Origin of the sequence: Chryseobacterium fluminis, assembly GCF_026314945.1 — a bacterium.
Lineage (GTDB): Bacteria > Bacteroidota > Bacteroidia > Flavobacteriales > Weeksellaceae > Chryseobacterium > Chryseobacterium fluminis.
On sequence record NZ_CP111121.1, the window covers coordinates 3,464,945 to 3,478,383 of the forward strand.

At 38.3% G+C, this 13,439-nt stretch carries 13 protein-coding genes and 1 riboswitch; of the genes, 7 read left to right on the plus strand and 6 right to left on the minus strand.

Annotated elements, in window-relative coordinates:
* Positions 1-29 precede the first annotated feature (29 nt).
* The 4 genes from ODZ84_RS15830 to pckA all read left to right on the plus strand — a co-directional run bounded on the left by ODZ84_RS15830 (position 30) and on the right by pckA (position 5,574).
* On the plus strand, positions 30-1,964 hold the full coding sequence (locus ODZ84_RS15830; RefSeq protein WP_266173393.1) for a LysM peptidoglycan-binding domain-containing protein: 1,935 nt from the start codon (positions 30-32) through the stop codon (positions 1,962-1,964).
* A 70-nt stretch (positions 1,965-2,034) separates the two neighbouring features.
* Complete coding sequence (fabD, locus tag ODZ84_RS15835) at positions 2,035-2,910, plus strand: ACP S-malonyltransferase (protein WP_266173394.1); 876 nt, start codon at positions 2,035-2,037, stop codon at positions 2,908-2,910.
* An 11-nt stretch (positions 2,911-2,921) separates the two neighbouring features.
* Complete coding sequence (locus ODZ84_RS15840) at positions 2,922-3,824, plus strand: GYDIA family GHMP kinase (protein ID WP_266173395.1); 903 nt, start codon at positions 2,922-2,924, stop codon at positions 3,822-3,824.
* A 130-nt stretch (positions 3,825-3,954) separates the two neighbouring features.
* Positions 3,955-5,574, plus strand: a complete 1,620-nt coding sequence (gene pckA, locus ODZ84_RS15845) for a phosphoenolpyruvate carboxykinase (ATP) (RefSeq protein ID WP_266173396.1) — start codon at positions 3,955-3,957, stop codon at positions 5,572-5,574.
* Between the two features lie 33 nt (positions 5,575-5,607).
* Here the strand turns inward: pckA and ODZ84_RS15850 are convergent, their stop codons facing one another.
* Together ODZ84_RS15850 and ODZ84_RS15855 are read right to left on the minus strand one after the other, a co-directional pair.
* On the minus strand, positions 5,608-6,045 hold the full coding sequence (locus tag ODZ84_RS15850) for a hypothetical protein (RefSeq protein WP_266173397.1): 438 nt from the start codon (positions 6,043-6,045) through the stop codon (positions 5,608-5,610).
* A gap of 15 nt (positions 6,046-6,060) precedes the next feature.
* Positions 6,061-6,468: a type II 3-dehydroquinate dehydratase gene (locus ODZ84_RS15855; RefSeq protein ID WP_266173398.1), complete on the minus strand. Its 408-nt coding sequence runs from the start codon at positions 6,466-6,468 to the stop codon at positions 6,061-6,063.
* A 352-nt stretch (positions 6,469-6,820) separates the two neighbouring features.
* Positions 6,821-6,917: riboswitch (SAM riboswitch) on the plus strand.
* Between the two features lie 83 nt (positions 6,918-7,000).
* Here ODZ84_RS15855 and ODZ84_RS15860 point away from each other — a divergent pair.
* Genes ODZ84_RS15860 through ODZ84_RS15870 form a run of 3 tightly spaced genes read left to right on the plus strand, consistent with a single transcriptional unit; the run spans position 7,001 to position 11,421 of the window.
* Complete coding sequence (locus ODZ84_RS15860) at positions 7,001-9,448, plus strand: SusC/RagA family TonB-linked outer membrane protein (RefSeq protein ID WP_266173399.1); 2,448 nt, start codon at positions 7,001-7,003, stop codon at positions 9,446-9,448.
* Complete coding sequence (locus ODZ84_RS15865; protein WP_266173400.1) at positions 9,436-9,909, plus strand: hypothetical protein; 474 nt, start codon at positions 9,436-9,438, stop codon at positions 9,907-9,909. Before ODZ84_RS15860 ends, ODZ84_RS15865 begins: the two co-directional genes overlap by 13 nt.
* Positions 9,910-9,927: 18 nt before the next feature.
* Entirely contained in the window at positions 9,928-11,421 is a 1,494-nt protein-coding gene (locus ODZ84_RS15870; protein ID WP_266173401.1) for a RagB/SusD family nutrient uptake outer membrane protein, read from the plus strand.
* A 175-nt stretch (positions 11,422-11,596) separates the two neighbouring features.
* Here ODZ84_RS15870 and ODZ84_RS15875 read toward each other — a convergent pair whose 3' ends face one another.
* From ODZ84_RS15875 to ODZ84_RS15890, 4 genes are all read right to left on the minus strand, one after another.
* The gene (locus ODZ84_RS15875; RefSeq protein WP_266173402.1) at positions 11,597-11,851 is read right to left on the minus strand and encodes a hypothetical protein; all 255 of its coding nucleotides are present in this window, start codon (positions 11,849-11,851) and stop codon (positions 11,597-11,599) included.
* 293 nt (positions 11,852-12,144) lie between these two features.
* On the minus strand, positions 12,145-12,501 hold the full coding sequence (locus ODZ84_RS15880) for a hypothetical protein (RefSeq protein ID WP_266173403.1): 357 nt from the start codon (positions 12,499-12,501) through the stop codon (positions 12,145-12,147).
* Positions 12,502-12,599: 98 nt separating this feature from the next.
* A complete protein-coding gene (locus ODZ84_RS15885; RefSeq protein ID WP_266173404.1) occupies positions 12,600-12,755 on the minus strand; it encodes a hypothetical protein in 156 nt (51 codons plus the stop codon).
* A gap of 150 nt (positions 12,756-12,905) precedes the next feature.
* On the minus strand, positions 12,906-13,250 hold the full coding sequence (locus ODZ84_RS15890) for a hypothetical protein (protein WP_266173405.1): 345 nt from the start codon (positions 13,248-13,250) through the stop codon (positions 12,906-12,908).
* Positions 13,251-13,439 lie beyond the last annotated feature (189 nt).

The following is a 13,439-nucleotide window of genomic DNA, read 5'->3' on the forward strand; positions in this document are numbered from 1 at the left end:
AAGTATTTTTGTACATATAATTTGCAACTATGATAAAGAGGTTTTTTATTCTATCCGGTTTATGTATGATGTTGGGAGTATCTGCTCAGAAATCGCATACCGTTGTAAAAGGAGATACTCCTTACAATATTGCCAAAAAGTACGGACTCACTGTAGATGAATTGTATAAGCTGAATCCGAAGGTGAAAGATGGTAAGCTGGCGCTTGGAGATATTTTAACCGTCAAAACTGAGAAAGCTGCAGCAGCTGCAGCACCTAAAACAGGGGTAGCTTCAAAGCCGGTGAATAATTCTCAGGTTGGAAAAATTGTGTTACAGCCTAAGCAGACCATCTACGGACTTACAAAACAATACCGCATTTCTGAAACCGATTTAAGAAAACTGAATCCCGAATTGGATTCCCATATGAAAATCGGAGATGAAATCACTTTACCTCTTGAAAGTATCAAAAAATATGGTGGTGACCAGCAGCAAAGTATTGCTGCAGCTTCCAAGCCTGCAGAAAGAGCTGTTGAGATACAGACCGCAGATCATCAGGCAACGGAAGGTGAATATGTGGTACAGTCGAAAGATAATTATTACAGAATTTCAAGACAATTTAATATTACCAAGGAAGAGCTCTTTGAGCTCAATCCGGGATTGGAAGAAAGAGGCCTGAAGCCGGGAGAATCAATTAAAGTGAAAGGAGCTACTTCCGGAACTACAGCTGTTGCGGAGACCAGTTCAAAAGCAAAAGTAGATGCCGGTAACGAAAGATCTTCCTCCACTACCACTACGGCTGTAGGAGATGATTATGTGACCTATACCGTTCAGCAGGGAGATACCGTTTTCTCTATTGTCAATAAGTTCGGTATTTCTATCGATGACTTAATCGCTTTAAATCCTGATTTATCTAACGGACTAAAATCAGGAATGATTTTAAAAATTAAAAAGCTTGATCCTGCTTACGTTAAGAAAAATGGTGATGCCCTGAGCGTTGTGCTAATGTTACCTTTCGGATACAGTACCAACGAAACTCAGTATCGGACCATGGCAACTGATTTCTTGACAGGAGCAAAGCTGGCTATTGAAAGAAATGCCAGAAACGGACAGAAATTAGATGTGAAAATAGTGGATTCGGGAAATGAAGCATCCTTCCGAAATTCACTGACTCAAATAAATCCGGATAATACAGACCTGATTATCGGACCATTCTTTAAATCAAATGTCGTTGACGTACTCGACTTCACTAAAAATCAGAAAATCCCGATCGTAGCGCCATTTGCCAACTCTCCGGAATTATACAATTACAGCAATCTGATTATTGTGGAAACCAATGATCAGACCTATGCGGATAAAATTATTGATGAAGTGAAATCGGCGTATTCTGATCAGAAAGTCTATATCGTTGCAGACGCTAAAAAAGACAATGCCAATTATATTAAAGCAGGCCTTGAAAAAGCATTAAAAACGCCCAATGTAATCATTGTAAATTCACCGGCAGATATCCAGCTGGATCAGAATATGATGACGGGGCAATCGGCTCCTGTGATTGCTGTTTTAGCAAATGATAATGGAACGGCCGGAGATGCTTTTGCGAGCAGGGTTATTGCCTTATCCAAAGAAGTACAGGGAGTGAAAGCTTTCAGTATGTATTACTCACCGGTTTTTGAAAAGAAAGTGGATGAGCTGAGCCAGGCAAATCTGGTGTATCTGATGGACAGAAAGATCAACGCAGAAGGTAGTTTTGAAAAAGAAATTCTCGCAGCTTATAAAAGTAAATATTGCAAGACGCCTCCAAAATATGCTGTTATCGGCTTTGATGTAGTAAATGACATGCTGAGCAGAGAAAACAGAAAAGGAGAAATCTTCAGACAGATCAATAAAGTTCAGACTCAGTTGGCAACCAAATTTGAGTTTGTAAAATCAAAAGCAAACGGAGCTTACGTAAATACAGGTTACAGGGTTATCAGACTGGTTCCCTAAATGATTTGAATCAAGTTAGAGAATATTGTTAACATTATATTTATATTTGCAAAATATTTTAAATTAATACATGAAAGCACTTGTATTTCCTGGGCAGGGTTCTCAGTTTGTAGGAATGGGGAAAGAATTGTATGATTCCAGAAAAGACATTAAGGACATGATGGAATCTGCCAATGAAATTTTAGGGTTTGATATCCTTTCCCTTATGTTTAATGGAACAGATGAAGACCTGAAAAAAACAGAAGTTACCCAGCCTTCTATTTTTATACATTCCGTAGCTGCGCTGAAAGCAGTAAACGGTCTTGGAGCCGAAATGGTAGCAGGACATTCTTTAGGAGAATTTTCAGCATTGGTAGCCAACGGCGTTTTGTCCTTTGATGACGGGCTGAAATTGGTTTCTGAAAGAGCGAAAGCTATGCAGGATGCCTGTAATGCCAATCCAAGTTCAATGGCTGCAATCTTAGGATTGGAAGATGCCAGAGTGGAAGAGATCTGCGCCCAGATCAATGGGGTAGTAGTTCCTGCCAATTATAACTGTCCCGGACAATTGGTGATTTCGGGAGAAACGGCCGCTGTAGAAGAAGCCTGTGCTCAATTAAAAGAAGCAGGAGCAAAAAGAGCCTTAATGCTGCCTGTAAACGGAGCTTTTCATTCTCCACTAATGCAGCCTGCACAGGAAAGACTGGCGGCAGCGATTGAGAAAACAAAATTCAGAAATGCGACCATTCCTGTATATCAGAATATTACGACGACAGCGATTACAAATCCTGAAGAAATAAAACAGAACCTTATTGCACAGCTTACGGGTCCGGTAAAATGGACACAGTCTGTTCAGAAGATGATTAAGGACGGAGCAACCAACTTTATCGAAGTGGGTCCCGGAAAAACCCTTCAGGGATTAATTAAAAAAATCGATTCTTCTGTAGACGTTGCATCAGCAATCTAAAAATTAAAAATATGAGCGGAATATTTTCACCGGGAAAGCTTATGCTTACTTCAGAATATTTCGCAATGGACGGAGCTCTTGTCTTAGCAGTACCTACCAGGCTGGGACAAGAGCTTTCCTTTTATCAAAAGGATGATCAGAAATCTTTGATTTTTTGGGAAGCCTATCATCAGAACAAATTATGGCTGAAAGCGGTCATTGATTATAAAAGCTGGCAGATTGTAGAAACCAATATTCCGTCAGGTGCTGAATTTATCCTGAAGACCTTAAAGAACGTTCAGGCACTCTCAGCCATTCGATTCAGAAACGACTTCACGTATCATTTAACAACCAACCTTCAGTTTCCTGCCAATTACGGACTTGGAAGCAGTTCTACCTTAATGAATAATCTCGCGGAATGGGCAGAGATCGATCCTTTCTTTCTTAATAAGATAAGTCTGGGTGGAAGCGGTTACGATATAGCAGTTGCTAAAGAGAAATCAGCAGTGCTTTTCCGGAACGTTCCTGAGATTAGTTATGAAAAGGTGAATTTCAGTCCTCCTTTCAAAAATGAGCTTATTTTCATTCACCTGAATCAAAAACAGGACAGCCGTGAAGGAATCAGTTTTTACAGGTCAAAAGAGAAGTCTCAAAAACGGGTTGATGAATTTTCGGATCTCACAAGAAATATTTTGCTATGTAACGAATTGGAAAATTTTTCTGAACTCCTGTTCATTCATGAGCAAAAAATATCCGATTTCCTTGAAATTCCCACAGTGAGACAACAGTTTTTTCCCGATTGTCCGGTTTTTATTAAAAGTTTGGGAGCATGGGGCGGAGATTTTGTAATGAGCTCAAAATTTGAAGGCTATCAGGACTATTTTTGGGGAAAAGGTTTTAACACTATTTTCGACTGGAATGAATTAATTATTTGATTAATAGTAACTTATAAGGCTTATTTTTTATTTGCCATTCTGACTTATATCATTATATTTAAACCACCTTTAACAATTAATTAATATTAATTTTGTTATACCCAAAAAAGAAATAGAAAATATAAGTAAAATGAAACACGCTAAAATCATCCAGGATTTAGAAAAATTAGGGATTAAAGGAAATTACGAAATCGTTTACAATCCTTCTTACGAAGAATTGTATCAAGATGAAGTTTCTCCTGAAAATCAGGGCTTTGAAAAAGCTGAGCTTACGGAATCTGGTGCAGTATCAGTAAAAACAGGAATTTTCACAGGTCGTTCTCCTAAAGACAGGTATATCGTTCAGGATGATGTTACAAGAGAAACCATCTTCTGGGACGGTAAAGTAAATTTGCCTACTACAGCGGAAATTTTCCAGTCTTGTAAAGATTTAGTGCTGGACCAGCTTTCTGCCTCAAAGAAAATCTATGTCGTTGATGCTTTTTGTGGAACCAATACGGACACAAGACTTAAAGTGCGTTTCATTGTTGAGGTAGCATGGCAGGCGCATTTCGTTACCAATATGTTCATCCGTCCTTCTCACTACGAGCTTGAAAACTTCGGGGAACCGGACTTTACCGTGATCAATGGTTCTAAAACGACCAACCCGAACTGGGAAGCGCAGGAATTGCATTCTGAAAACTTTATCATGTTCAATCTTACGGAGAAACTTCAGATCATCGGAGGAACCTGGTATGGTGGGGAGATGAAAAAAGGAATGTTTGCCATGATGAATTATTATCTGCCTTTAAAAGGGATGGCTTCCATGCACTGTTCTGCCAACGTAGGTGAAGAAGGTGATGTTGCGCTTTTCTTCGGCCTTTCAGGTACAGGAAAAACAACTTTATCTGCAGATCCCAAAAGATATCTGATCGGCGATGACGAGCATGGATGGGATAACAATGGAGTATTCAATTACGAAGGAGGCTGTTATGCCAAAGTAATTGATCTTTCTGAGGAAAAAGAACCGGATATTTTCAGAGCCATCAAGAGAGATGCCCTTCTTGAAAATGTCGTGGTGAATAACGGGGTTGCCGACTATACGGATGGGTCAATCACAGAAAATACGAGAGTATCTTATCCGATCTATCATATTAATAAAATTGTTCTGCCTTCAAAAGCAGGACATGCCAAAAAAATTGTTTATCTGTCTGCGGATGCATTCGGAGTACTGCCTCCGGTTTCTGTTCTGGACGAAAACCAGGCTCAATATCATTTCCTGTGTGGATATACTTCAAAACTGGCAGGTACCGAAAGAGGAATCACGGAACCTCAGCCATCTTTTTCACCGGCATTTGGTGAAGCATTCCTGACATTGCATCCGACCATGTATTCAAAAACGTTGATCGGAAAAATGAAAGAGCACGGAGCTAAAGCATACCTTGTCAATACAGGCTGGAACGGGACAGGAAAAAGAATTTCTCTAAAAGATACCAGAGCGATTATCGATTCGATCATTGACGGTTCTATTGAAAACGCTCCGAAAACAAGAATCCCAATCATGAATCTTGAAGTTCCTACAGAATTACCGAATGTTTCTGAAGGAATTTTAGATCCCAGGGATTCTTACAGCAATGTGGCTGAATGGGAAGAAAAAGCAAAAGATCTTGCTGCAAAATATATCACAAATTTTGAGCAGTACTGCAATACTGAAGAAGGGAAAAAGCTTATTGCTTCCGGTCCTCAATTGCAGGAACAAACAACAAACTAAGTTACAAAGCCTCATCAGTTTGATGAGGCTTTTTTAATATTTTTTACAGTTTTCAAGTAGCTCGTTCTGTTCATCCAATTGATAAATTACTGATTGAATTGATTTTTCATTCAGGTTTTTGATGATGATGCAGTGGTAGGCGGAAAAATGGTTTTCGTCATTCAGCATCTGATCCAAATATTTTGGGGTGGTAAAAACGACCCAGTACCTGGCGCCGTTAACTAAATCGATACTCACTTCTATAAGATCAGATTCTTCATCCGTTATTTCGTCGTCTATATGAATTGAAACTATTTCCGGTTCATTGTTTAAATCAAAATACCATTTTGCATACCATTTTAATTTATTTTCATCATTTTGTATTCTAATATTCTGTGGATTAATTTCTATGATTTTGTATGACTTCCTCTTAGTCAGTTGACCAGCATATATTCCAACGTTTTTACAGTACACCGAATCGCTTACTTCCATGACAACATCGGGAAATTACTTTAAACTTAAGATAGCCAGACGATATCCATCCAATCCGAATCCAGACAGCACAGCATCCGTATTCGCTGCTGTTACAGACTTCTGCCGAAACTCTTCTCTCTGGTAAATATTGCTGATGTGAACTTCCACTTTCTGCTTCCTGATATTCTTTAAACAATCTGCGATCGCATAAGAGTAATGGGTGAAAGCGCCCGGGTTGATCACTACGGCATCAAAATCATCTTCCTGCAATCTGTTAATCAGTTCTCCTTCGATATTAGACTGATAATAGTATAATTCATGACTGGGAAATTCTGATCTTAAGATTTCCAGATAATTTTCCATTGAAGTTGTCCCGTAGATCTCAGGTTCTCGTGTGCCCAACAGATTTAGATTAGGTCCGTTTACAATTAAAACTTTCATTCTATAAAATTAATTAAGTTTTTTTATTTATGCCGCAGTAGTTACGATTGTTTTCAGAAAAAAATAAACGCAATATCTCGCAGATATCTATAGACCACTTTTTGATGTGATTCTGAAATCGTACCTGACAAAACCCACTACGTACATGAATTCGGGCAGAGATAAATTTTTCCATTGCATTATTTTTAATGATATTTCTCATATTTATTAATTTAACATTTTTACGTAAGTAGTTGTTTCATTGGTTTTTGGTTAAAAATTAACTTAATTTTTGTGAAATTATAATTAATTTTTCAAAAGTCTACTTGTTTTATAGACTAATTGTTTTTAGATTTGCAGACCTATTTCGATCGGCTTATAAAGAAAGATGGAGGGAACTGACCCTGTGAAATCTTAACAACCTGCACAAAGCAAGGTGTTACATTCAGCCTTTAAAGGAAAAATAAGCAATTGGTTAATCGTATTGATCGGTGCCCTTTGCTGACTATTCTGTAAAGGGTAAATTTTTAATATTTGGTATAAAAAACTGATTATGATTAACAAAGATTCAATTAATTCAAAAGTCTGGATTCCGCCGGTAGCGGCATTCTTTCTCGGGATAGCACAGATTAATGCGCAGCAGACAAAAAATGATACGCTTCATGAAAAAGAGATCGATGAAGTCGTGGTGGTCGCGTACGGAAAAGCAAAAAGGACAAGTTATACAGGTTCGGTAGCAACCATTTCCAGCGAGAAAATCAACAACAGACCCGTTACCAATATCACGAAAGCACTGGAAGGGCAGGTTCCGGGACTTCAGGCAGTAAGTTCTTCGGGACAGCCGGGTTCCACGGCATCAATAAGAATTCGTGGGATCGGTTCTGTCAGTGCTTCCAGCAATCCTCTGTTTGTGGTAGACGGGATTCCTTTCGACGGAAATATCAATTCAATAAGTCCTAATGATATCGAATCGATCAGTGTGCTGAAGGATGCGACAGCGAGTTCCCTGTACGGATCACGAGGAGCGAACGGAATTATCATTATTACGACAAAATCAGGTAAGAAAGGAGAAGCCCGCGTGAATTTTAATATCAGTCAGGGCTTTTCAGGCCGTGCTGTAAAAGATTATGAGCAGCTGAGTACCGATCAGTACTACGAACTGTATTGGGAAGCATTGAGAAACGGGTATAAGTCCAGCCAGATTTCTTCTCAGCAGGCAGCGCAGATGGCAACGGATAATTTAGTGAATGCATTAGGCATTAATCCTTATGGAGCCAGCTATACAAAACCGGTGGGAACAGACGGGAAGCTGGTAGCCGGAGCGACTCCTTTATGGAACGACAACTGGAAAGATATCTTGCAGAGAGTGGCTTCAAGGAACCAGGTGGACCTGGACATCAGCGGTGGAAATGAGAAGAGCAATTATTTCTTCTCTCTGGGATACCTCGATGATAAGGGAATTGCCATTGAGTCAGGATTTAAGAGATACAGTACCAGATTAAAAATTAATTCTGAAGTCAAAAAATGGCTGAACCTGGGAGCGAACTTAGCCTATACCAACAGTCTCCAGGAAGCGCCGCCTTCATCAGATTCCAGAACGGATAATGTGATTAATGCCGCGAGAATTATTCCGTCTTTTTACCCGTATTATGAAAGGAATGCAGACGGAAGCTATAGGCTGGATTCCAACGGAAACTATATTTACGATTTCGGAAAATACAGACCGACCAGTGCATTACAGAACGAAAATGCAGCAGCGACACTGCCTTTAGATAAAAATGAAAACAGGGAAGATAACTTTTCAGGAAAAGGTTTTGCTGAATTTACTTTCCTTCCGGAACTTAAATTCCGAACAAGTTTTTCGGTTGATTTAGTGAATTACAATGGTCATTATTACACCAATCCATTGTTGGGTGAAGGTGCGGAAATCGGAGGGTCGGTAACGAAAACCAATTCAAGAACGCTTTCTTATACTACGAGTAATATTTTGACATATGATAAAAAAATCGGACAGCATCACATTAATATTTTGGGTGGACAGGAATTTTACCATTACGAATATCAGACCATTTCAGGAAACAGAAGCCAGTTCTCACTTCCTTATTACTACGAGCCTAATGCGGCGGCCTTATTAGGAGGATTCAGCGGAAGCAGTGATCAGTTGGGATTGCTGAGTTACCTTGGAAAAGCGGAATACGATTATCAGAATAAATATTTCCTTTCCGGATCGGTGAGAGCAGATGGATCTTCAAGATTTTCTCCTGAAAACAGGTGGGGGACATTCTGGTCTGTCGGAGGTTCCTGGAAAGCATCCAACGAAACTTTTATTAAAAATTTAAATTTCTTCAACCATTTAACGCTTCGGGCAAGCTACGGTGGCCAGGGGAATGATAAACTGAGTACGTATTATGCTTACCAAAGTTTGTATGACTTTTACAATAATCTGGGCGAAGGGGGCACGGTTGCCAATAAATTGCCGACTCCGGATCTGAAATGGGAAACCAACCTTAATTTAAACGTAGGTTTGGAATTCGCGATTTTAAAAAACAGAATTAAAGGGAATGTAGAATATTTCCAGCGCCAGAGTAAAGACCTTTTATTCGGAATGCCTTTGGCGCCATCACTGGGCTTCACAGAATATCAGGCAAATATCGGGGAATTGAAAAATAAAGGTTTTGAATTTTCTTTATTCACAACACCAATTAAAACAAGCGATTTTGAATGGAATGTAGATCTTAATCTAAGTACTTTAAAAAATGAGATCACAAAACTTCCGAAAGGTTCTATTGTCAGCGGAACAAAACTGTTACAAGTTGGAGGATCCATCTACGATTTCTTCATTCCGGAATGGATGGGAGTAGATCCGACAAACGGAAATCCGCTTTGGAAAACCATAACGACTGATGCTGCAGGAAATACGGTGGAAGGAACGACCTCGGAATATGCGAAAGCTACAAAAACTTTGCAGGATCATCACTTCCTAAGGTTATGGGTGGTTTAACGACAAGCCTGGCTTATAAAAACTTTGACTTTTCAACGTTGGTGACTTTCAGCGTGGGAGGAAAGATTTTAGATACCGATTATACCATGTTAATGCATAACGGTAGTTCGGCAGGACGGGCCTGGAGTGCCGAGATGATCAACAGATGGACTCCGGAAAATACAGATACGGATGTTCCGGCTTTAAGTACAACCACCAATAACTGGACTTCAACGTCGTCAAGATTTTTATACTCCGGAACGTATGCCCGGGTGAAAAATGTAAGTTTGGGATACACACTTCCGACCGATTATTTTGAAAAAATAGGACTGAAGAAATTCAGAATCTATGTACAGGCTGAAAACCTTTTAACCTTTTACAAACATAAGGGAATGGACCCTGAGCAGACCTTAGACGGGACAACATATTACCGGTATCCGGCGATGAGAACGGTTACCTTCGGATTACAGGCTACTCTTTAAACTTTTAAAATTAAACCAATGAAAAAATTAAAATATCTGTCTTTAGCTTTAATCACAGCCCTGTTTTTAACAAGCTGTGAAAGCGATCTGGAAACTGCTCCTACCAATCAGGCTAATGAAGCGGAGGTTTTCAAAACAGCCGAAAGTGCTGAAACTGTTATTAACGGAACCTGGGCAAAATTCAATGATGACGGACCAACTTATGCCAACATAGGATATTCTACCGTGTTGAGAACGAGTGATGCCATGGGAAGTGACGTCGCGGTTTTAACCAATAAATATGGTTTTCCAGGCGCCTACGCTTTCACGGATCTGGTGAACAATACCGGTAGCCGGCCTTTGTATATCTGGAATTCTTTATACTCCGTCATCAATAATATGAATAATGTTATTGCGAGAATTGATGCTGCAGAAGGAACTCAGGAGAAAAAAGACCAGGTGAAGGGCCAGGCAAAAGCGTTGAGAGCATTCTGTTACCTGAACCTGGCAAGTTTTTACCAGTTCAGTTATTTAAAGGATAAAAATGCACTCACGGCCCCGATTTATACCGAACCTACGACCACCAGCTCAGTCGGAAAGAAAAAAGCAAGCCTGGAGGAAATTTATACGCTGGTCAAAAGTGATCTGAAGGATGCTGATCTGTTACTACAGAATTATTCAAGAAATAATAAAGATAAAATCGACAGATCGGTGGTGAATGGCCTTTTGGCAAGAGCCTATCTGAATACGGGTGAATGGACGAAGGCTGCTGCTTCCGCAAAAATTGCCAGGAACGGATATGCTTTAATGACTGCCGAGAAATATAAGGATGGCTTCAATGACATCAGCAACGGCGAATGGATCTGGGGACATGGGCAGACGCAGGAACAGTCGGGTGAAAGCTATGCGTTTCACTTTTTGGATGTTTCCTCTTCGGGAAGCTATTATTACAGCTTTATGGCAGATCCTTATTTTAAAGATTTGTTTGATACGAACGATATCCGTTATTCTTTATTCTCATGGGATGGAAATCCGGGTAGGGAAGGGCTGTTGAGATACGCCAAGTTTAAATTTAAGGCAAATTTAATTGCAGACATCGTTTTCATGAGAGCTGCTGAAATGTATTTAATTGAAGCTGAAGCTGAGGCAAGAAACGGAAATGTCAGCAATGCCGTAGGGGTTTTAAATCAGTTGAAATTGGCAAGAAATGCCAATCCATATGCAGGATCTATGGCTCAGAATGAGGTCATCAAAGAAGTTCTGATTGAGAGAAGAAAAGAACTGTTCGGTGAAGGTTTTTCGTTATCCGATATTATCAGAACACAGGGAACCGTGGTAAGAAAACCATTTACAAATACTAGCGGACAGGCAATTCAGGTGCAGATTACCACTCCGGACGGCATCGTGAAAACCGTGAATGGAAGAGGGCATACGATTTTTGCTTTCCCGGACCAGTCCGCGTTTACAGCGAACAGCAGGTATTATTTATTTTCGATTCCGCAGAAGGAGATTGAGAATAATCCGAATTTATAGGTTCATACAATCTGTAAAACAGCCGTCTCACTATTTGTGGGACGGTTTTTTATGGTCTGCCATGCATGAATTCAATTGAAATCTAATGCTTTTTAAAAATAATGGAGAAATAAAAGTATTTTACATAAGTTGTAAATGAGATCTTCGTTGCAACCAACATTTTTGTCAACCGAAATTATTGTTTACCTATTTTAATGATCTGCTGATCAATAGCCTCTATATTGACTACCTGACCATTTTTTAAATTCCCGGGATAATATATTTCACCTCCTGATCCATTCAAACCGAAAACTGAAATGTCATATATCTTAGTAGAATCGACTTTAATATTAACTGTTCCTGTAGAATCTGTGATGTATTCACCAACTTTATTAAAAGTCTTTATTAAATAACCAATGCCCTGTTTTCTAATGACTATCGTATCAAACATATTGATTCTAGGATGTTTGGTTTTGCTGTCAATGGGTCTGATGGTTATGGTAATTTGGTTTTCTGAATCTTTTTTTCATTACAGCCTGCAATTAAAAATAGGGTAGAAATACAGACGATTATTTTTGATATAAGGATGTGGGATTGCATATCTGGTTATTTAGTTTTACCGATAATTTTCGGGAACTTGCTTTTTTTATATTGTTGAACGGAACTAATTTAATCATTTGTTCTGAGAAATAGCAACCTCTGCCGTATGATTGATGTATTTGTACAAACTTAGTTTTTTAAATTTCATTTAATTAATAATGAAAAGAAACCTCCCATATGCTCAATCGTTTTTACGGATTCAAAGTTTTCTCTTAAAATTTTATCGAGCTTATAACCAAGCAAAGAAGTTAAAATTATTTTTTCGGAACTATTCTGTAAGATAATTTCACTGTAGTAATAGTAATCATTGTAGGCAAATGAAAAGGCGCCAACTGAATTATTGAAATGCTGATGGGTCGCATATAGGGTAATGGACTGAATATTTTCTGCATGATATTCTTTATTACCGATAACCAGCTTATTTTTATAAACGGAAATGTCTTTAAAACTATTATTGTTTAAATAATTAATATGCAAAATAACGACAGGTAATAAAATCACCAGTAAGTAGAAACATATTGTCGAAAAAAAAAAGTATCCTGAATAAATCAAAATCAGTTTTCAGATACAGAAAAGACATGGTTCCGAAATATATTATACTAACTATAATCAGCTCTCTTAAAGCCTGTATTTGGCTTTTTATTGATATTTTTAAATTCATTATTAATTGTTGACCTTACTAAAAATCCATAAGGCCCTGCTAAAGCAACACCAGCTTCAGTGGCGGCAATAGCAGATGTAATTGTTGTTTCCATCCTGAAACTGAGCCTATATCCACAAATATTACCTTGGGAATATATAACTCCATCATACATTAATTGACCTCCAGCTGCTGAATAGGTTCCAAAAGTTCCTCTTTTAACTTTTTTAAATACAGAATTTATTGCCGTTTTTCTCTCGGATTATTAAAGCAAAAATTGATTGATCACCTCTTTGTTGTCACTATCTACAATGTATAACTGTATGACTGATTGATCCTTTTTAAGGATGACACAACTTTTATCCAATGTTTTGTAGGAAACTATTTTTTTATTATTGATTAATATTTCAAAATCTCCCGTAAAGTAGGTGCAATTGATCTTTTCATTATTAATGCTTACGGTATAATCTCCGGTGAATCTGATTACTTTTATTTTTTCATTTCCAATATTCCTGTTAAAATATCTGACTAATGAATTTTTGAATTCAAATGCACCGGAAAATTTGTTATTTAAATTTTCAATACCATTTTTGGAATAGGCGATATCCATTTTAGAATAACAATCATACTGGACTGTAATAAAATCAATTGTGTCATTTCTAAAAAAGCTTACCGGCGGGCTCTCTGAATATTCTATGGTATAAACATGATGAGAAATAAAATCTGCAGGTATGTAGGTTTCATATTTTTCCGGTATTTTCGAAGTCCTCTTAGAATTAAATATTTCCCTTATAAATAA